The 20,362-nt window shown below is 56.4% G+C and carries 18 protein-coding genes and 1 pseudogene; 12 read left to right on the plus strand and 7 right to left on the minus strand.

The window, feature by feature from the left end; translation table 11 throughout:
• Window positions 1-19 precede the first annotated feature (19 nt).
• The 4 genes from E5C26_RS00965 to E5C26_RS00980 are packed head-to-tail and all read left to right on the plus strand — an operon-like array spanning window position 20 to window position 4,545.
• Window positions 20-1,630, plus strand: coding sequence for an OPT/YSL family transporter (locus E5C26_RS00965; RefSeq protein ID WP_135314679.1), 1,611 nt, complete (start codon window positions 20-22; stop codon window positions 1,628-1,630).
• A 29-nt stretch (window positions 1,631-1,659) separates the two neighbouring features.
• Window positions 1,660-2,844, plus strand: coding sequence for an aminotransferase class V-fold PLP-dependent enzyme (locus tag E5C26_RS00970; protein WP_206194219.1), 1,185 nt, complete (start codon window positions 1,660-1,662; stop codon window positions 2,842-2,844).
• A 31-nt stretch (window positions 2,845-2,875) separates the two neighbouring features.
• A complete protein-coding gene (pepE, locus tag E5C26_RS00975) occupies window positions 2,876-3,598 on the plus strand; it encodes a dipeptidase PepE (protein WP_135314680.1) in 723 nt (240 codons plus the stop codon).
• Window positions 3,595-4,545, plus strand: coding sequence for a DUF1177 domain-containing protein (locus tag E5C26_RS00980; RefSeq protein ID WP_135314681.1), 951 nt, complete (start codon window positions 3,595-3,597; stop codon window positions 4,543-4,545). Before pepE ends, E5C26_RS00980 begins: the two co-directional genes overlap by 4 nt.
• A gap of 73 nt (window positions 4,546-4,618) precedes the next feature.
• Here E5C26_RS00980 and rarD read toward each other — a convergent pair whose 3' ends face one another.
• Both rarD and E5C26_RS00990 read right to left on the minus strand, forming a co-directional pair.
• Window positions 4,619-5,506, minus strand: coding sequence for an EamA family transporter RarD (gene rarD / locus E5C26_RS00985; RefSeq protein ID WP_135314682.1), 888 nt, complete (start codon window positions 5,504-5,506; stop codon window positions 4,619-4,621).
• A 64-nt stretch (window positions 5,507-5,570) separates the two neighbouring features.
• Window positions 5,571-6,041, minus strand: coding sequence for a thioesterase family protein (locus tag E5C26_RS00990; RefSeq protein WP_012004662.1), 471 nt, complete (start codon window positions 6,039-6,041; stop codon window positions 5,571-5,573).
• A 202-nt stretch (window positions 6,042-6,243) separates the two neighbouring features.
• Here E5C26_RS00990 and pldA point away from each other — a divergent pair, with 202 nt between their 5' ends.
• Genes pldA through rhtC form a run of 3 tightly spaced genes read left to right on the plus strand, consistent with a single transcriptional unit; the run spans window position 6,244 to window position 9,642 of the window.
• A complete protein-coding gene (pldA, locus tag E5C26_RS00995; protein ID WP_135314683.1) occupies window positions 6,244-7,122 on the plus strand; it encodes a phospholipase A in 879 nt (292 codons plus the stop codon).
• A gap of 48 nt (window positions 7,123-7,170) precedes the next feature.
• Complete coding sequence (recQ, locus tag E5C26_RS01000) at window positions 7,171-9,003, plus strand: ATP-dependent DNA helicase RecQ (protein WP_135314684.1); 1,833 nt, start codon at window positions 7,171-7,173, stop codon at window positions 9,001-9,003.
• A gap of 12 nt (window positions 9,004-9,015) precedes the next feature.
• Window positions 9,016-9,642, plus strand: a complete 627-nt coding sequence (gene rhtC, locus E5C26_RS01005) for a threonine export protein RhtC (RefSeq protein ID WP_135314685.1) — start codon at window positions 9,016-9,018, stop codon at window positions 9,640-9,642.
• A 52-nt stretch (window positions 9,643-9,694) separates the two neighbouring features.
• On the opposite strand, the gene rhtB is transcribed toward rhtC, so the two are convergent.
• The gene (gene rhtB / locus E5C26_RS01010) at window positions 9,695-10,315 is read right to left on the minus strand and encodes a homoserine/homoserine lactone efflux protein (protein ID WP_135314686.1); all 621 of its coding nucleotides are present in this window, start codon (window positions 10,313-10,315) and stop codon (window positions 9,695-9,697) included.
• A 303-nt stretch (window positions 10,316-10,618) separates the two neighbouring features.
• On the opposite strand from rhtB, the gene pldB reads away from it, so the two are divergent.
• Window positions 10,619-11,656: a lysophospholipase L2 gene (gene pldB, locus E5C26_RS01015; protein WP_135314687.1), complete on the plus strand. Its 1,038-nt coding sequence runs from the start codon at window positions 10,619-10,621 to the stop codon at window positions 11,654-11,656.
• Window positions 11,657-11,667: 11 nt separating this feature from the next.
• Complete coding sequence (gene yigL / locus E5C26_RS01020; protein ID WP_135314688.1) at window positions 11,668-12,468, plus strand: sugar/pyridoxal phosphate phosphatase YigL; 801 nt, start codon at window positions 11,668-11,670, stop codon at window positions 12,466-12,468.
• A gap of 35 nt (window positions 12,469-12,503) precedes the next feature.
• Here the strand turns inward: yigL and glpQ are convergent, their stop codons facing one another.
• The gene (gene glpQ, locus E5C26_RS01025) at window positions 12,504-13,583 is read right to left on the minus strand and encodes a glycerophosphodiester phosphodiesterase (RefSeq protein WP_135314689.1); all 1,080 of its coding nucleotides are present in this window, start codon (window positions 13,581-13,583) and stop codon (window positions 12,504-12,506) included.
• A gap of 78 nt (window positions 13,584-13,661) precedes the next feature.
• Window positions 13,662-15,017 (minus strand): glycerol-3-phosphate transporter, encoded by a 1,356-nt coding sequence (gene glpT, locus E5C26_RS01030; protein WP_017891280.1) that lies wholly within the window; start codon window positions 15,015-15,017, stop codon window positions 13,662-13,664.
• A 365-nt stretch (window positions 15,018-15,382) separates the two neighbouring features.
• On the opposite strand from glpT, the gene glpA reads away from it, so the two are divergent.
• From glpA to glpC, 3 genes are read left to right on the plus strand one after another with little or no spacing between them, the layout of a single operon-like run.
• Window positions 15,383-17,026: an anaerobic glycerol-3-phosphate dehydrogenase subunit A gene (gene glpA, locus E5C26_RS01040; protein ID WP_135314691.1), complete on the plus strand. Its 1,644-nt coding sequence runs from the start codon at window positions 15,383-15,385 to the stop codon at window positions 17,024-17,026.
• Window positions 17,016-18,287 carry a glycerol-3-phosphate dehydrogenase subunit GlpB gene (gene glpB / locus E5C26_RS01045; protein WP_135314752.1) on the plus strand — a complete coding sequence of 424 codons (1,272 nt, stop codon included), beginning with the start codon at window positions 17,016-17,018 and terminating at the stop codon, window positions 18,285-18,287. The genes glpA and glpB overlap by 11 nt, the downstream gene beginning before the upstream one ends.
• A complete protein-coding gene (gene glpC / locus E5C26_RS01050; protein ID WP_135314692.1) occupies window positions 18,284-19,483 on the plus strand; it encodes an anaerobic glycerol-3-phosphate dehydrogenase subunit GlpC in 1,200 nt (399 codons plus the stop codon). Before glpB ends, glpC begins: the two co-directional genes overlap by 4 nt.
• A gap of 32 nt (window positions 19,484-19,515) precedes the next feature.
• Here glpC and E5C26_RS01055 read toward each other — a convergent pair whose 3' ends face one another.
• Together E5C26_RS01055 and E5C26_RS24730 are read right to left on the minus strand one after the other, a co-directional pair.
• Window positions 19,516-20,079, minus strand: coding sequence for a DcrB family lipoprotein (locus E5C26_RS01055; protein WP_135314693.1), 564 nt, complete (start codon window positions 20,077-20,079; stop codon window positions 19,516-19,518).
• Between the two features lie 79 nt (window positions 20,080-20,158).
• Window positions 20,159-20,260: pseudogene (locus tag E5C26_RS24730) on the minus strand (GNAT family N-acetyltransferase); the annotation flags it as partial.
• Between the last annotated feature and the right edge of the window lie 102 nt (window positions 20,261-20,362).

Consider the following 20,362-nt stretch of genomic DNA (forward strand, 5'->3'; position numbering starts at 1 on the left):
CATAAGGCCAGGGGAACATATGGAACAGATACCACAGCCGAAAATGACAGAACCGTTATTGCTACTGGCCGCCATTATATTGGCCGCGCTGGGAGCCATCATTGGTATTCAACTGATTACGACCCTGGGGATCTCAGCCAATACCTCGATTCTGGGCGCGCTGATCGCCATCTGTGTTTCACGTATTCCGATCGCGGCACTGGCAGGGTTCCGCGATATACGGCGGCAGAATCTGGTGCAAACGGCGGTATCGGCTGCCACCTTTGGCGCCGCCAACTGCCTGATGACGGCAATCGGCATTCCCTGGCTGATGGGGATGCCGGAGCTGGTATGGCCGATGTTGCTGGGGTCGGCGATGGCGATGTTGGTCGATGCCACCATGCTGTACCGCATGTTTGACAGCAAAGTTTTCCCGGCGACCGGCGTCTGGCCTGCGGGGGTGGCGACAGCAGAGGCTCTCTGGGCCGGCGATCGTGGCGGCAAAAAGGCACTCTTTTTAGGCATTGGCATTGCGGCAGGGGTGGGCGGTGCGGCGTTGGGGGTTCCTATGTCCGCTGCTGGCGTCGCATTGATCGGTAATCAAGTCGCCCTAATGATGTTTGGCATCGGCCTGTTGGTGCGCGGGTATGCCAACAATCACCCCTTCATCGATGTGATCCCTTCCTTTGATGTGAATGCCTTGTTTATCCCCCATGGTTTTATGATCGGCGCGGGCTTGGTGGCACTGATTCAGGTGGTCCGCCAGATAGTGGCTTCCCGTAGGGCGACCAATCCTGTCGGTGAAGATAAACAGGCGGCGAAAAAATTCATGCTGACCCTGAGGAGCGGTTTTGTCGCTTATTTGCTGGTGGCATTGCTGATTGCGGTTATGGCGGGCCTGTATACCGACATGAGTTTACCCATGCTGGTGGGTTTCCTGCTATTTGCCGCCGTTGCGGCGCTGGTTCAGGAAACTATCGTTGGCATCGCCGCCATGTATTCCGGCTGGTTCCCGGCTTTTGCTGCCGCATTAATCTCACTGATCATCGGCATGCTGATTGGTTTCCCACCGCAAGCCTTGGCGATGCTGGTAGGGTTCTGCGCCGCTACCGGCCCGGCTTTTGCGGATAAGGGTTTTGACCTGAAAACCGGGTTTCTGATCCGGGGTGAAGGCCAGGATAAAGTCGCAGAGTTGTATGGCCGCCGCCAACAGTACCTGATTGCGATGTTGGGCTTTGCTGTCGCCATTGTGATGGTGGCGCTGATGTACCAAACCTACTTCAACCAGGATTTGGTCGCCCCTGCCTCTCGCGCTTATGCCAGCACCATTAAAGCCGGAACCTCACCGGAAGTGGCGATGCAATTGTTGATTTGGGCCGTGCCGGGCGCATTGCTGCAATGGTGGGGGGGCGCATCGCGGCAATTGGGCGTGCTGTTCGCTACCGGGTTGCTGATTAACTACCCGACCGCTGGCTGGACCGTATTGGCGGCCTTGCTGGTCCGCCTGCTACTGGAAAAGGGCTTTAATCGCACGGTTGCTGACACGTCGTCTTTTGCTGGTGGCTTGATTGCCGGGGATGCGTTGTTCGCCGCTGCAAAAATGTTTATCCCGTTACTGAAAGCAAAACTCGTCGCGTTATTCATCCGATAAATATGAACTTATATCAAGGAGATAATGGAATGACCATGGATATTCAGCAAATCAGACAAGATACCCCGGTGACCAAAGAGTACGCCTATTTTGATACCGGGGCGGCCGCGCCGCCGCCACTGCCGGTACTGAACCGGGTAAAGGATTATTTAGACGCCACGGCATACCAGGGGCCGTATCTGCCTAGCTTGCGCAAGAAGATTTACGCGCAGTTAGAGACTATCCGTCAACAGACGGCGGCCTTCCTGAATGCAGATGTCGGTGAAATCGCTTTTACCCGCAATGGAAGTGAAGGTATCTCGCTGGTGGCGCAGGGCATTGATTGGCAAGAAGGTGATGAGGTGATCGTGCCTAACACCGAAATCCTCAGCAACATTTCGCCGTGGCTGCGACTGCAGCATCGGCGCGGAATCAAGGTGGTGGCGGCGAAGGCCAATGATCAAGGGGTGTTGGAGCCAGCGCATATCGCTTCCTTGATGACGGATAAGACACGCCTGCTGACGTTTGGGGCACTCTCCAATGCCACCGGGGCTATTCAGCCGGTACAGGCGCTGTGTGCGCTGGCGCGTCAGCGGGGCGTTCTGAGCCTGGTCAATGCTTCGCAAAGTCTGGGGATGCTGGCTACCGACGTCAGCGCGCTAGGGTGTGATTTCCTGGCCGCTTGCGGCCGTAAGGGGTTGCGCGCCATAGAAGGGTCTGGCGTGCTGTATGTCCGTGCCGGGCTGGTGAACCAATTGGAGCCAAGTTTGGTGGGCTGGTGGAACAGCAGTTTTGATGACGCGGGGCAACTGGTACTTCCTGATACGGCCAGGCGTTTTGAAGCGGGTTGCCCCAATGTACCTGCCATTTTGAGTCTGGGCGCGGCCATTGAGTATGCGCAATCGCTGGGCATGGCGGCCATTGAACAGCGTGTGCGAGAGCTGACCTGTTACGCCGTTAGCCGCCTGAATACGCTGCCTGGCATACAAATCTATGGTCCGCAGATAGCTTCAGAACGCATTGGCCTGTTGCCGTTTAATATCGCCGGGCGAGATCCCAGCCAACTGGTGACCCTGCTGGAGCGGCAAGGGGTGATTATTGAAGCCGGGCATTTTATGGCACACGCCATCATGCAGCTGTACGGCATCGAGCGTATGGCGCGCCTCTCTCTTCACTATTTCAATACCGAGCAGGAAATCGATCGCGCGGTAGAGCTTATTCGTTCAGTTAACTAAGACACAGCGATCCAGACAAGGAGTAAGAGTAATGAAAAAAGTACTGTTGATGAGCAGTTCGCGTCAGGGAAATCAGGGATATCTGGAACATGCCGGCGAGCAAATCCATGCGGTGCTGCAACACCAGGGGCAGCAGGTGCTGTTTGTGCCTTATGCGGCGGTGACCTTCAGCTTTGATGAGTATGAAGCGCGGGTAAAGCCGGTATTTGCGGCTTTGGGCTATGGGATAAATTCGATCCATCGGGCCGAAGATCCGCTGGCGGCGGTCAACGCAGCACAGGCGATTGCCATCGGTGGTGGTAACACCTGGGCACTTTTACGCAGAATGTATGATGCCGATCTGGTTGCGGCGATCCGCAGACGTGTACTCGAAGGCGTTCCCTATATTGGCTGGAGTGCCGGCAGCAACGTTGCCTGCCCGACGATTCGTACCACCAATGATATGCCGATCATTGCACCGCCGACGTTTGATGCACTGAATTTGGTGCCCTTCCAGATCAACCCACATTTTATTTCGGGCAAACCACCGGGCCATAACGGTGAAACCCGTGAAGAGCGATTGGCGGAGTTCCTGGCGATCAACCCACAGGAAGAACTGCTGGCTCTTCCTGAAGGCAGCGCTTTGTTGGTGGAAGATGACAGGGCGAAGGTCCTTGGCGAGCAAGGGGGAATAGTCTTTACCCTACAAGGGGATAGGAAACTGCCAGTGGGGCAGCCTTTCGATTTATCCTCAATAAAGGGAGTGGGACGATGAGCTTTAAACATGTGATGGCTATCCACGAAATGATGGATAACCCGGCGCTGTGCGCTAATGATTTTGCCGATTACCTGAATGCATTGGGTGAGGGCGGCATTATCCAGTTACGGACGGTGCCTTATCAGGCTCCAGAGGATCCACAGTACAACTGTGAGTTTATCCAAATTTTCATCAAGGGCACGGAAGGTAAACTGGTGCTGGGCGAAAAAAGCCAGTATCCAACCCTGGGGGTCATTGGGCGTTTGGGCGCACAGGCGGCGATCCCGGCCCGTATTGGCCAGGTTTCCGATGCCGATGGCTCTACGGTTGCCCTGGCTACGGCGGCTAGCTTGTGGGAAAGCGCGGTCAAGGGCGCTCGCTTGAAAGGAGATGTGATTGTCACTACCCATGTGGCAACCCATGTCAGCATTACCCCGCATGAACCTGTCGACTTTATGGGTATGCCGGTTTCTTCGGCGACGATGAACCAGTACGAAGTATTGCCGGAGATGGATGCCATCATTTCAGTGGATACTTCCAAGGGCAACACCATCATCAACCATAAGGGAATGGCGCTTTCGGCAACGGCGAAGCAAGGCTACATACTGCGAGTGGCACCGGACCTGGTAAAACTGATGGAGCTGACCACCGGCAAACCAGCGGTAACCTTCCCGATCACGACCCAGGATATTACCGATTACGATAACGGTGTTTACCACTTCAACAGCATCATGCAGCCCCATGTTGCCACAGAGGCACCGGTCGTGGGCCTGGCGATCACCGCAGCCAGCGTGGTGCCGGGCAGCGAAACGGGTGCCAGTTATATTACTGAACTCAATGAGGCGACCCGTTTTGTTCACGAAGTGGCGAAGCAATATACCTGGAAGCGTGCCAGTTTTTACGACAGCGCGGAGTATGACAAGCTGGTTACGCGTTATGGCAGCCTGGACTTCTTAAGGCATTAATGATGGTTGGCGGCAGATAACGGTCGCCGGTTCAGCGTGGCGCGGTTAAACCATTACCCGCGCCATGCCGGCATCAACGCAGTTTGCGCTGGGTGTAGAGCGCGTCGAGAATAAACAACAGCAGCGCCGCCCAGATAAAGCCGAAGGTCACCAGCTTGTCTTGCCCGACGGTTTCACCGTAAAAGGTGACGGCCAGCAGGAACATCAGCGTGGGGCCGAGATACTGGAAGAAGCCTAGCGTCGACAGGCGCAGGCGGGTAGCTGCAGCGGTAAAGAACAGCAGCGGGATGGTGGTGACGATACCGGCCGCCACCAGCAACAGGTTCAGCGACCAGGAGTTGGCACCAAGATGGCTGGTTGGGCTGTCGGCGAACAGGAACAGATAGGCCGCTGCTACCGGCAGTAGCCACAGGGTTTCGATCAGCATACCGGTTTGCGCGTCGATGGCGATCTTCTTGCGCAACAGGCCGTAGAAGGCAAAGCTGAACGCCAGCCCCAGGCCGATAATCGGTAGCGAACCGAATTGCCATAGCTGGATCAGGACGCCGGCAAAAGCCAGTATCACCGCCAGCCATTGCATCCGACGGAAGCGTTCGCCCAGGAACAACATCCCCAACAGCACATTCACCAGTGGATTAATGAAGTAACCCAGGCTGGCTTCCAGCATATGGTGGTTATTGACCGCCCAGATAAACAGCAGCCAGTTGCCGCCGATCAACAGCGCGGTTACCGCCAGCAACAAGAGTCGCTTGCGGTTGTGGCAGGCGGCCCGCACCTGTGGCCAGTTACGCCCGACTGTGATCAGCGCCAGCATAAAGAAGAATGACCAAATCACCCGATGGGTGAGGATCTCATCGGCGGGTACCTGCTGGATCAGCTTGAAATAGGCCGGGGCGATACCCCAAATAAAATAGGCGGCCAGAGCAAAGAAGATGCCCTGTCGGGTTTGCTGTGCGTCCATGACGTTACTCGGATGGGAAAAACGAAGATGCGGTGAGTGTACTGAAGAGACTCACCGCACACAATCACCCTACCAGGTAGGTTGCGGTGGCGCTGGCGATATGCAGGCCATCGTGGTTATGCAGTTCGACGCGGGCGACCGCGACTTTGTTGCCGCTGCGCAATACGCTGGCGGCGGCAACGAAATGCTCGCCACGTCCAGGGCGCAGATAGTCAACGCGCAGGTCGATAGTCCCCATGCGAGAGAGACGCGTAGCCACTTCTTCTTCGATCAACGGATCCAGGCGCATCAGCACGCTGCCGGCGCAGGCCAGCCCCGCAGCGACGTCCAGCACTGAGGCGATGACGCCGCCGTGCAGGATTTTCTGAGCTGCGTTACCCACCAGCTTGGGCTGGTTGGTGAAACTCAGCTCTACGTAATCGTCGTCAAAACGGCGCAGTTCCAGGCCCAGCTCGCGGTTAAACGGCATGTGATAAACAAAGATTTCGCCAATTTTCTGGCGTGCGGCTTCAAGTGTCAGTGGTGTGGTAGACATAAATACCCATTCTTGTTCGGTGTAGTAAGGGAAGCTAACTGGTCAGTCCAGGTTAACTGTTTGTTGATATTATGCCTATATTTTGTTGCTTTCCAGACTAATCCAATAAATACACGCCACACTGCTGTAAAGCTCCCTTTGTGTGTAAAATGGCCTGTTTTTATTTCAGAGTTTGTCATTTTTTGTTGGGGTGAGGAACGTTATGCGCATTTTGTCAGGGTTCGTTTTGGCCACGCTGGCGACACCGCTGCTGGTTCAGGCAGAAGAAGCCAAAGAGCAGCAAATTCATGATAAACCGGCGGTACGCGGCAGCATTATTGCCAACATGCTGCAGGATCACGACAACCCATTCACGCTGTACCCGTATGACACCAACTATGTGTTGTACACCGATACCAGCAATATTAACAAAGAGGCTATCAAGTCCTATAACTGGGCCGATAATGCTCGCAAGGATGAAGTGAAATACCAGCTCAGCCTGGCATTCCCGCTGTGGCGCGGCATTCTTGGCGACAACTCGGTGCTGGGTGCGTCTTATACTCAGCGCTCCTGGTGGCAGCTTTCCAACCACAGTGAGTCATCACCGTTCCGTGAGACCAACTACGAACCGCAGGTGTTCCTGGGGTGGGCGACCGATTACAGCTTCGCCGGCTGGACACTGCGTGACGTTGAAGTGGGCCTGAATCACCAGTCCAACGGCCGCTCTGATCCCACTTCCCGTAGCTGGAACCGGGGTTACGCCCGCTTTATGGCGCAAAACGGCAACTGGCAGGTGGATCTCAAACCCTGGTTCCGTTTCGCAGAAAGCGACAGCAGCGACGATAACCCGGATATCACCAAATATATGGGCTATTACCGCCTGAAAGTGGGTTATGCCTGGGGTGACAGCGTGTTCAGTGTCGACAGTCACTACAACTGGAACAGCGGCTACGGTGGTGCAGAATTGGGCTGGAGCTACCCGATCAGCAAGCATGTGCGTTTCTATACCCAGGTGTTCAGCGGTTACGGCGAATCCTTGATTGATTACAACTTCCGGCAGACACGGGTTGGCGTTGGTGTCATGCTTAACGATATTATGTAATCCGGCCGTCATAAAGGCGGCGTTTTGCTACAAAAAATGGGGAAGTGTGTGTCAACCGCAGCAGTGATAAACAAAGAGTTGCTGGCAGAGCAGGTATTGCGCGATACCTTCGGCTACCAGCAATTCCGACCGGGTCAACAAACGATTATCAACACGGCGATCGGCGGGCAGGATTGCCTGGTGGTTATGCCGACCGGCGGCGGTAAATCGTTGTGCTACCAAATCCCGGCGCTGGTGATGGATGGCCTGACGTTAGTGGTTTCCCCGTTGATCTCCTTGATGAAAGATCAGGTCGATCAGTTGCTGGCCTATGGCGTCTCCGCCGCCTGCTATAACTCGACCCAGACGCGCGAGCAACAGCTTGAGGTCATGGCGGGTTGCCGCAGCGGCCAGATCAAAATGCTGTATATCGCCCCAGAGCGGCTGATGATGGACAGCTTCCTCGATCAGCTCGGCGGCAATCCACCTGCCTTGCTGGCGGTAGATGAAGCGCACTGTATTTCGCAGTGGGGCCACGATTTCCGCCCTGAATACCGCGCACTGGGGCTGTTGAAGCAACGCTTCCCGGATATGCCGGTGATTGCCCTGACCGCCACCGCTGATGAATCTACCCGTGGCGATATCGTGCGTCTGCTGGCGCTGCAGGATCCGCTGGTGCAGGTCAGCAGTTTTGACCGGCCCAACATTCGCTACACTTTGGTGGAGAAGTTTAAACCGCTCGACCAATTGTGGCGCTTCGTGCAGGACCAACGCGGAAAAAGCGGCATCATTTACTGCAACAGCCGCGCCAAGGTGGAAGACACCACGGCACGCCTGCAAAGCCGTGGGCTGAGCGTGGGCGCCTATCATGCCGGGTTGGACAACGACCGCCGCGCGCAGGTGCAGGAAGCGTTCCAGCGGGATGACTTACAGGTGGTGGTGGCTACCGTCGCCTTCGGCATGGGCATTAACAAACCCAACGTGCGCTTTGTGGTGCACTTTGATATTCCGCGCAATATCGAATCTTATTATCAGGAAACCGGCCGTGCCGGTCGCGACGGCTTACCGGCCGAGGCGATCCTGCTGTATGACCCGGCCGATATGGCCTGGCTGCGTCGCTGTCTGGAGGAAAAGCCTGCCGGACAGCAACTGGATATCGAGCGCCACAAGTTGAACGCCATGGGGGCTTTTGCCGAAGCGCAAACCTGCCGCCGCCTGGTGCTGCTCAACTATTTTGGCGAAGGCAAACACCAGAACTGCGGCAACTGCGATATCTGCCTGGATCCCCCCAAGCGTTACGATGGACTGGAGGATGCGCGCAAGGCGTTGTCCTGCGTGTACCGTGTCGGCCAGCGTTTCGGGCTGGGGTACATTGTCGAAGTGCTGCGCGGTTCCAATAATCAGCGTATCCGTGAATACGGGCACGAGAAACTGCCGGTGTACGGCATTGGTCGCGAGCAGACCACCGAACACTGGACCAGTGTGCTGCGTCAGTTAATCCACCTGGGTTTTATCACCCAGAACATTGCCATGCACTCGGCGCTGCAATTGACCGAATCTGCGCGGCCGGTGTTGCGAGGTGAGCTGGAACTGCAACTGGCGGTACCGCGCATCCAGAGCCTGAAGGCCCGCAGCAGCAGTAACCAAAAGTCCTACGGCGGCAATTACGATCGCAAACTGTTTGCCAAATTGCGCAAGCTGCGAAAATCTATTGCCGACGAAGAAAATATCCCGCCTTATGTGGTGTTTAACGATGCCACCTTGTTGGAAATGGCGGAGCAGATGCCTATCAAGGCCGGCGATCTGTTGAGCGTTAACGGTGTCGGTCAGCGTAAACTGGAGCGTTTTGGCGCGCCGTTTATGGCGATGATCCGCGATCACCTCGATAATGACGAAGATTAAGGGCAATAAATCATGCTGATGCTGTTTCTGACCGTGGCACTGGTGCACCTGATTGCGCTGATGAGCCCGGGGCCGGACTTCTTTTTTGTTTCGCAAACTGCCGCCAGCCGCTCACGTCGTGAGGCGATGATGGGGGTGCTGGGCATTTCACTGGGTATCGTGGTGTGGGCGGGCGTGGCCTTGATGGGCCTGCACCTGATCCTGCAAAAAATGGCCTGGCTGCATCAAATCATCATGGTGGGCGGTGGGATTTACCTGTGCTGGATGGGCTGGCAACTGCTGCGCTCCGCCCGTTCCCAAAATGCCCAGACGCTTGCTGCGCCAGAGGTGAAAGTGGCCTTGCCGAAGCCGGGACGCAGCTTTATCCGTGGCTTCCTGACCAACTTGTCGAATCCGAAGGCGGTCATCTATTTCGGCAGCGTGTTTTCGCTGTTTGTGGGTGACGACGTCGGTGCCGGTGCCCGCTGGGGCTTGTTCTTGCTGATCATCGCCGAAACTTTTGTTTGGTTCAGCCTGGTGGCGGTGGTGTTTGCACTGCCGACCATGCGCCGTGGCTATCAGCGGTTGGCCAAGTGGATCGACGGGTTGGCGGGCGTGCTGTTCACCGGTTTTGGTTTACACCTGATCTTTACCCGCTAATCATTGCCGCAGGGATTTTGAGGGCTGAACAGCTATGTTCGGCCCTTTTGCTTTACGCCTTTCTGGCTGTCGCCAGCAGCCCGGCCACCAGAATGAACAGTGAACCGAAGATGCGGTTAAGCAGCTGCATTTGGCGTGGCGTCTTCAGCCAGCCGGCAATGCGGGTAGCCAGGGTGGCGTAACCTATCATCACGAAAATATCCACCACCACGGTAGTGACACCGAGCACCAGATACTGCTCGGCTTGTGGTTGGCTTGGCAAAATAAACTGTGGGAATAGCGCGGCCAGAAACACGATGCTTTTCGGGTTGGTCAGATTGACCAGCACGGCGCGACGGAACAGTCGGCGACGCGGCATAGTGCCTGCCAGCGTATGCAAGTCCAGCGAACCTGCAGCGCGCCACTGTTGAATGCCAAGCCACACCAGATAGGCGGCACCGAACCACTTCAGCAGTTCAAACGCCAGCAGTGACTGCGATACCAGCGCACCCAGACCAATACCTACCAGTACGATATGCAGGCTCAGCCCGACCTGCAGGCCGGCAATGGATGCCGCTGCGCCACGATAACCGTGGCTGATACCGGTGCTCATGGTATTGATCGCCCCTGAGCCGGGTGACAGGCTGAGGATAAGAGTTGTCAGCAGATAGGTTAACCACCAATCCAAGGTCATTGCAGTACTCCCTGAAAGCGCCAATTTGTGTCAAAATGACCTCTACCCGGCGTCTTTCAAGCTGCAGTTCGTGAACTCCAGCTACTGTAGGGGGCGAATATATTCGCCCCGATTAACGCGGGCGCAGCATGCGGCGCCCCTACAATACCTGGGGATGAACGAGCTGGGCGCCTAGCTGTGCTGTACAGGGATGTACAAATGCCGCGAGCGCATGGACGCGCTAGAGCGGCCAACTTGAAAGCCATCGGGTATAGTTATATTTATCACATTTTATAGGCTCTACCTCCAGCTAAAAGGCATGTGATGACGTCGTTTACTCTCAGCACTGATGACTGGTTAACGCGTGAAAAGCAGTTTTCTGCTTTCGCCACGGGACCGCTGCTGGACTTTTGGCGGCAGCGTGAGGAAGGCGAGTTCAGCGGCGTCGGCGGCGTCCCCATCCGTTTTGTGCGTTTCAGTTCCTCTCGTCATCAGCGGGTGGTGGTGATCAGCCCCGGTCGTATCGAAAGTTATATTAAATATCCTGAGGTTGCCTACGATCTGTTCCATTGCGGCTATGACGTGATGATCCTGGATCACCGTGGGCAAGGCCGTTCCGGTCGTTTGCTGGCTGATACACACCGCGGTCATGTGATAAACTTTGCCGATTACGTCGACGATTTCGCCCAGTTTTATCAACAACAAGTGGTGCCGCACGGTTACCGGCAACAGGTTGCGTTGGCTCACTCTATGGGCGGTGCGATCCTGGCGCAGTTTCTGGCCCGCCAGCCACAAGCTTTTGATGCTGCTGCGTTTTGTGCACCGATGTTCGGTATCTATTTGCCGATGCCGGGCTGGATGGCCAATCGTATTCTGAACTGGACGGAGAAGCACCCGCGGGTGCGCGATTACTATGCAATAGGTACCGGTCAGTGGCGACCGCTACCTTATGTGGTCAACGTGTTGACCCACAGCCGTGAGCGCTACCGTCGCTGTTTACGTTATTACGCCGATTATCCCGAACTGCAGGTGGGTGGGCCAACCTACCACTGGGTAAGGGAAAGTCTTCAGGCCGGGCGAGAAATCATCACCCAGGCGGCTAGAATCACCACGCCGCTATTATTATTGCAGGCCGGAGAGGATCGGGTGGTCGACAACCGTTCCCATCAGGCTTTTTGTCAGGCATTGTCAGACGCGGGCCACCCCTGTGAAGGGGGAAAACCGCAGGTTATCGAAGGCGCACGGCATGAGATCCTGTTTGAGCGGGACGCGATGCGCGCCGAAGCATTGAGCGCAATCCTGCGTTTCTTTGCTCATCATTTAGGTGGTACCCCAACCGCCGACCACACCATTAGAGGTTAGAAATTACCGCTATGTATCACGTCGTCGCTTCCGATTTAGATGGCACGCTGCTGTCACCCGACCACACTCTGTCACCTTACGCCAAAGAGACACTGAAGCTGCTGACCCAGCGTGGCGTGCATTTTGTCTTTGCTACCGGCCGTCATCACATCGACGTTGCGCAGATCCGCGATAACCTCGAGATCAGCGCCTTTATGATCACCTCCAACGGCGCTCGCGTGCATAACACCGACGGCGAGCTGATTTTCAGCCATAACCTGGCCGAAGACATTGCCCGCGATCTCTACGGCATGCTGCACAACGATCCGGACATCACCACTAACGTTTACCGTAATGACGACTGGTTCATTAACCGCGAAAGTCCGGAGCAGGAAGAGTTCTTCCGTGAGTCCGTTTTCCAGTACCAACTGTTCGAACCGGGCCTGCTGGAAACCGATGGCGTATGCAAGGTGTACTTCACCTGTGACGATCATGAAAAGCTGTTACCGCTGGAAGATGCCATCAATGCGCGTTGGGGCGATCGGGTTAACGTCAGCTTCTCGTTCCCAACCTGTCTGGAAGTGATGGCCGGTGGTGTGTCAAAAGGCCATGCGCTGGAAGAAGTGGCCAAGATCATCGGCTATACGCTGAAAGAGTGCATTGCCTTCGGCGACGGTATGAATGATCTGGAAATGCTGTCGATGGCCGGCAAGGGTTGCATCATGCGCGACGCGCATCAGCGCCTGAAAGACAAACTGCCGGAGCTGGAAGTGATTGGCTCTAACGTCGATGACGCAGTGCCGCACTACCTGCGCAAGATGTTCCTGGGTTGATATGAACAGGGCGCCTCGCGGCGCCCTCATTCGTATTATTTATGCTGGTTCTGCTTTTGCAGGAATTGCACGCCCTTGTCAGGGAAGTCGGTGAACACACCGTCAACACCTGCCTGGTTGTAAATCACGTCATACAGCTGATTCACGTCGGTGACGTAGTCCGGCAATGCATCGGCACGGATGGTGAAGGGGTGCACCGCCAGCTTGTTGGCATGGGCTTCTTTCACCATATCGGTCAGTACCACCTTGCCCGGTTTGGATTTCTCAGCCACTACCAGCATGTGGTAGTCCGGCCCGATGCCATCGGCATACTGAGCGATTTGTTTCATCGCACCCGGCTTGAACATCCAGTCATAGTCATATTCCACCCATTTGCCGTCGGCCTTTTGCTCATAGGTTTCCTGCCATTTGTTATAGGCAATCAGTTGGACCAGCTTCAGGTCCATGCCCATCTTCGGTTCCAGCTCGGTTTTAATTCGCTTCAGCTCGTTGGCGTCGAAGCATTGCAGATAAACGTTGTCACCCTTGCCGGTATAACCGTACTGCTTCAGCACCGTCAGCACTTTGCTGGAGATATCCTTGCCTTCCTGCTTGTGGAACCATGGCGCTTTGATTTCCGGGTAAATGCCGATGTTCTTGCCGGTTGAATGGTTCAACCCCTGCACAAACTCGATCTCTTCCTGGAAGGTATGGACGCGGAAATCGGATTTGCCCATCGGGAAACGGCCAGGGTAACCCTGCACTTTTTTACCGTTTTCAATCTCGAAGCCTTCGGTGAACTTCAACGATTTGATTTCTGGCAAGGTAAAGTCGATGGCGTAATAGCGGCCATCTTTACGTGCGCGGTCCGGGAAACGTTCGGCGACGTCGGTGACGCGATCGAGGTAGTGGTCATGCAACACCACCAACTCATTGTCTTTGGTCATCACCAGATCCTGCTCGAGGAAGTCTGCACCCTGCGCGTAGGCCATAGCTTTGGCTGGCAGCGTGTGTTCCGGCAGATAGCCGCTGGCACCACGGTGGGCGATCACCACCTTGTCGGCAGCCTGTGCGGCGCTGACCATTGAGGTGGCCAGGATAATCCCTGTCAGCAGGGCTTTGACTTGAGTCCGCATATTGTTGTTCTCCATGTTTGTAGGGGCAGTAAAAAGGCCGCAATGCGGCCTTTAAATAATGCGAAAGTTGTATGACGCTTAACCGCGTTTGTTGGCCGCGATCTCTGCGTGGTGCTTTTTCTCGCTCAGCATGGTCAACAGCAGCAGCAATACTGCGCCGACGCTGCCGCCAATCATCACCATAAAGCCGCCGTCCCAACCGAAGTAGTCAACGGTGTAGCCGACGATGGCGCTGGCTGCGACTGAACCGCCCAGATAACCGAACAGACCGGTGAAGCCCGCCGCGGTACCGGCCGCTTTCTTCGGTGCCAGTTCCAGTGCGTGCAGACCGATCAGCATCACCGGCCCGTAAATCAGGAAGCCGATGGTGATCATGCAGGCCATGTCGATGCCAGGGTTACCGACCGGGTTAAGCCAGTAAACCACGGTGGCGATGGTGACCAGGGTCATAAAGAACACGCCGGTGGCGCCACGGTTGCCCTTGAATACTTTGTCCGACATCCAGCCGCACAGCAGGGTGCCCGGAATACCGGCATATTCGTACAGGAAGTAGGCCCAGGAAGATTTATCCAGCGTGAAGTGCTTCACTTCTTTCAGGTAGGTCGGTGACCAGTCCAGGATGCCGTAACGCAGCAGGTAAACGAACACGTTGGCCACGGCGATGTACCACAGCAACTTGTTCGGCAAGATGTACTGCATGAAGATTTGCTTGGCAGTCAGCTCTTCTTCCGCTTTCTCGCTGTAGTCGTCCGGGTAATCGTTTTTGTATTCTTCGATCGGCGGCAGGCCACAGGATTGCGGGGTGTCACGCATCAGGGCGAAGGCGATCAGGGCCACCAGGATGGCGCCGAAGGCCGGCATATACAGCGCTGCATGCCAGTCGTTGAACCAGGCCATGCCCAGCAGGAACAGCAGTGGCGGCAGACCGCCACCCACGTTATGGGCGCAGTTCCAGACCGAAACAATGCTGCCGCGCTCTTTCTGCGACCACCAGTGCACCATGGTTCGGCCACATGGCGGCCAGCCCATACCCTGGAACCAACCGCACAGGAACAGCAGCACGAACATTACCGCGATGCTCGAAGTCGCCCATGGCACGAAGCCCATGAACAGCATCACCGCGGCAGCCAGGATCAGGCCGGCGGGCAGGAACACGCGAGGGTTGGAGCGGTCAGAAACCGACCCCATGATGAATTTGGAAAAGCCGTAGGCGATGGAAATACCGGACAGCGCGAAACCGAGGTCACCGCGGCTGAAGCCCTGGTCGATCAGGTAAGGCATGGCCAGGGTGAAGTTCTTGCGCACCAGGTAGTAGGCGGCATAACCGAAGAAAATCCCCATAAAAATTTGCCAGCGCAATTTACGGTACAGCGGGTCGACTTTGTCGACCGGCACACGGGAAATGTGTGCTGCCGGCTTAAAAATACTCAACATGAGCGCCTCCGATGGCTTTATCTAGTTATCACATCAATATGACCAAGAACGATCATTTGAAGATTGAGCGGATATCGAATGTGGTGTTTTTTTGTTCCATAACGAGCGTCATCCTAGTCAAATCAGCCTGGTGTCGCTGTGATGAATGGCGCAATTGTTACACTTTTATGAAACACCGGCGGATTTTGAGCGATTCGTTAACGTTATGAAATAGAAAAACGCCCAAAAATCGTGATTATGATCACATTCATGGTTTTTTGTGGACATTTTGCTTTCGTTTTGAGTTCGTTATTGTTCCTTATCAAACAAAGACCCCAATGACTGTGGCTCAATAGATTAATAATCACGGATCCTGAGAGAGCCTCATGAGCAGCCATTCACCGGATAACGAAACGGATGTGATCATTATTGGCGGCGGTGCGACCGGTGCGGGCATTGCTCGTGACTGCGCGCGCCGTGGCCTGCGTTGCATACTGCTGGAGCGTCACGATATCGCCACCGGTGCCACTGGTCGTAACCACGGTCTGCTGCACAGCGGAGCGCGCTATGCTGTGACTGACGGTGAATCGGCGCGCGAATGCATAGAAGAGAACCAAATCCTCAAGCGTATTGCACATCACTGCATCGAGCGTACCGATGGGCTGTTCATCACGCTGCCGCAGGATCCGCTGGCTTACCAGCAACAGTTCATTGCCTCCTGCCACAGCGCCGGGATCAACGCTGAAGCGATTGACCCGCAGTTGGCGCTGCGCCTGGAACCGGCGGCCAACCCGACGCTGATTGGCGCGGTGCGGGTACCGGACGGCACCGTTGACCCTTTCCGTTTGACCGCCGCCAATATGCTCGATGCCCGTGAGCACGGTGCGCAGATCCTTACTTATCATCAGGTGGTCGGTTTACTTCGCGCAGGCGATCGCGTAACCGGAGTGCGCGTTTTCGACCATCAATCTTCACAGCGTTACGATATTCATGCCGAGGTAGTCGTCAACGCGGCCGGTATCTGGGGCCAGCAGATTGCGGAATATGCCGATCTGCGCATTCGCATGTTCCCGGCCAAGGGCGCGCTGCTGATCCTCGGCCATCGCATCAACAACATGGTGATCAACCGCTGCCGCAAACCGGCGGACGCCGACATTTTGGTGCCGGGCGACACCATCTCGGTGATTGGCACCACCTCCACCCATATTGACTATGACCAGATCGACAACATGCTGGTGACACCGCAGGAAGTTGACATCCTGATCCGCGAGGGGGCGCTGCTGGCGCCGGAGCTGGCGCAGACGCGTATTCTGCGCGCCTATGCCGGTGTGCGACCACTGGTAGCCAGTGACGACGACCCCAGCGGCCGCAACGTCAGCCGTGGCATCGTGCTGCTCGATCATGCCAGCCGCGACGGCCTGGAAGGCTTTATTACCATTACCGGCGGCAAGTTGATGACCTACCGGCTGATGGCGCAGTGGGCGACCGATAAAGTGTGTGAAAAGCTTGGGCTGGACAGCCCCTGTACCACCGCGCAGGAAGCCTTGCCCGGCTCCCGTCAGTCGGCGGAAGAAACGGTGCGCAGCGTGGTTTCTCTGCCTGCCAGCATTCGTGGTTCGGCGGTCTATCGCCATGGCGACAGGGCCAGTCAGGTACCGGCCGGCGATCGGCTGGATAACAGCCTGGTGTGCGAATGTGAAGCGGTCACCGCCGGCGAAGTGCGTTATGCGGTGAACTCCCTCACCGTCAACAATCTGGTCGATCTCCGCCGCCGCACCCGCGTCGGCATGGGCACCTGCCAGGGGGAACTCTGCGCCTGTCGCGCCGCCGGGCTGTTGACGCGTTTTAACGTCACAACCCCGCAGCAGTCGATCGATCAGCTATCGCATTTCCTTAACGAGCGTTGGAAAGGCGTTCGGCCGATCGCCTGGGGCGATGCGCTACGTGAAAGTGAGTTTACCAGCTGGGTTTACCAGGGATTGTGCGGGCTCGATGCCCGGGGGGAACAGGAGGCCGATGATGCGATTTGACATAGTGGTGATTGGCGGTGGCCTGGCAGGCATGACCTGCGCTATCAGGCTGGCGGAACAGGGTAAGCGCTGCGCCGTGGTCAGTTCAGGCCAAAGCGCACTCTATTTTTCCTCCGGATCGCTTGATCTGCTGGCGCAGTTACCTGACGGCACTCCGGTAACGTCACCCCTGGCAGCGATGTCTGAGCTTGCGCTACAGGCGCCACGGCATCCTTACACGCTGATGGGGGCGGAAAGGGTGGCGGCATTGTCGGATGACGCGGCTCTGCTGCTGCAACGCTGTGGTTTGAGCCTGCAGGGCAGCAGTGAACGTAATCATCTGCGGGTCACTCCGCTGGGTACGCGCCGGGCCACCTGGCTTAGCCCACAGGCTATCCCGGTCACGCCGTTGGACGGCGAGCTACCGTGGAAAAATATCGCGGTGATCGGCATTGAAGGATTTTTGGATTTTCAGCCGCAGTTGGCTGCCAGTTCCCTGATACAGACGCTGGGCATCAAGGCTGAAGTTGCTTATATGCACTTGCCGGCGCTGGATCGGCTGCGCAACAACCCCAGTGAGTTCCGGGCGGTGAATATTGCGAGGGTGCTGGATCTGCCGGAAAACCTGACGCCGATGGCGGAAGAAATGCGTCGACTGGCCGGTGATGCCGAGGCGATTTTCCTGCCCGCCTGTCTGGGGCTGGAAGATGATACCTCACTGGCCGCGTTGCAGGCGGCGCTGGGTAAACCCATTCTGCTGTTACCGACGTTGCCGCCTTCGGTGCTGGGTATGCGCCTGCATCAGGCGCTGCGTTCGCGTCTGCAGCAACTGGGCGGCGTTTTTATGCCAGGTGATAGCGTGCTGCGGGCGGATATCGAAGCCGGGCGGGTCACTGGCCTTTATACCCGCAACCACACCGATATTCCGTTGCTGGCGCAGCAGGTGGTGCTGGCCAGCGGCAGCTTCTTCAGCAACGGGCTGGTGGCGGATTTTGACGGTATACGTGAACCGGTGTTTGGGCTGGATGTCGACAGCCGTGCGGATCGCGCAGACTGGAGCGATCGCAATCTGTTTGCTCCGCAGCCCTATTTGCAATTTGGCGTACGTACCGATAACCGGCTGCGTGCCTTAAGGCAGGGGGAGCCATTGAGCAACCTGTATGCCATCGGCGCAGTGACCGGTGGCTATGATCCCCTGCAGCAGGGCTGCGGTGCGGGTGTTTCGCTGCTTGGGGCGCTGTACGTCGCGCAACAGATTGCGGCACAGGAGGAGCGTCCATGAGCCTGCAGAAAGATAATAGCTTTGAAAACTGCATCAAGTGCACCGTCTGCACCACCTATTGCCCGGTAGCTAAAGTCAATCCGCTCTATCCGGGGCCAAAACAGGCGGGGCCAGACGGCGAGCGCCTGCGGCTCAAGGATCCGGCGCTGTATGACGAAGCGCTGAAGTATTGCACCAACTGCAAACGCTGTGAGGTGGCCTGCCCGTCCGACGTCAAAATCGGCGATATCATTCAGCGTGCCCGTGCCGACTTTGCCCAGAGCAAACCCACGCTGCGTGACGCTATCCTCAGCCATACCGATCTCATGGGCTCGCTGTCGACGCCGTTTGCGCCGATTGTTAATGCCGCTACCGGGCTTAAACCGGTGCGTGCCCTGCTCGACAAGGCGCTGAAAATTGACCATCGGCGTGAATTGCCAAAGTACTCGTTTGGTACCTTCCGCCGCTGGTACCGTCAGCAGGCTCAGGCCCAACAGCGTTATGCCGATCAGGTGGCGTTCTTCCACGGCTGCTTCGTCAATTACAACCATCCGCAACTGGGCAAGGATCTGATCAAGGTGTTCAATGCGATGGACATCGGCGTGCAGTTGCTCAAGCGGGAGAAATGCTGCGGCGTACCGCTGATCGCCAACGGCTTTATTGCCCAGGCAAAAAAACAGGCCAAAGTTAACGCCGAATCGCTGCATGAAACAGTACTGGAACGGGGTATCCCGGTGGTGGCGACCTCTTCGAGCTGTACTTTTACCCTGCGTGATGAATACCCGCACCTGCTGGACGTGGACACCTCGGCGGTGCGTGAGCGGGTGGAACTGGCGACGCGCTACCTGTACCGCTTGATCAATCAAGGGCGTCAGTTGCCGCTGAAGCACACGCCGCTGCGGGTGGCCTACCATACGCCATGCCATATGGAAAAAATGGGCTGGACCGCCTATACGCTGGAGCTGTTACGGCAGATACCGGGGCTGGAGCTGGTGGTGCTGGATTCGCAGTGCTGCGGTATTGCCGGCACCTACGGGTTTAAATCCGAGAACTATGAGACTTCGCAGGGTATTGGTGCGTCGCTGTTCCGTCAGATAGAGGAGAGTGGGGTCGATTTGGTGGTGACTGACTGCGAAACCTGCAAATGGCAAATCGAGATGTCGACCAGCAAACGCTGCGAACATCCGATCACCCTGCTGGCGCAGGCATTGGCTTAAGGGCGCAGCATTAAACTGCGCCTTGGCAAAGATTACTTGTTCAGTTTCAGCGTTTTGATGATGCCTTCGGCTTCGCTCTGCGCCTGCTGCTGGTTATCCGCCGGCAGCGTCACCTGAATGGTCAGCATGTTGTTGTCCAGCGTGCCGATCAGGATAGAGGAGTAGGCTTTCTCGCCGCCGCTGGTGATGATGCTGTCCAACTGACGCAGCGGAACACCGTTAACGTCGATGGCTTTGTTGGTGATCACCTGCAGGTTGGCGTCGCGCGAGCGTTGAGTATCTTCCAGACGCTTGCTCAGGGTTTCCAGGCTGTCGGCAGTCTTGTCGCCGAGGATCACAATCAGCGCGCGCTGGCCGGTACTGTCGGCGTAAACGTGCATGTTGTTCGCCTGATTACCCAGTTTGCCGCTTTGGTCCGCCATGCCCGCCGGCAGGGTGAACGCCAGCTTGCCATCCAGCAAGCTTACCTGTTGCCCGGCTGGGGCGCTGGCGGCGGCATCTCCTGCCGATGCCTTGGTGTCTTTGGTGTCGCCGTCACAGGCCGCCAGGCCAAGCACTAACAGGCTGATACCCATCAATTTTGCTACTTTACGCATTGGGCTTCCTTCTTCCTTTCAGGTAGGGGTTCTCTCACGTATCGCAACCTATTCCAGGTTGAAATGCAAGCAGATGTTGTCACAAGGTTTTTTCAAGTAATAGCCGATAATCAGCCACTTCGCTTTTCTTTTCCAGCTGAACAATCTGATAGTGATTGCTGATGAGCATCATCAGCAGCGCTGCTGGTTGCCGAATGCGGGGATTTGCTGATACAGACAGTGAATTTCGTCGAGGGTGGCGTGGCGGATAATAACGGTCATGGCGGCCTCCGGGTGGGTGCAG

It is taken from the genome of Serratia proteamaculans (assembly GCF_004684015.1).
GTDB lineage: Bacteria > Pseudomonadota > Gammaproteobacteria > Enterobacterales > Enterobacteriaceae > Serratia > Serratia proteamaculans_F.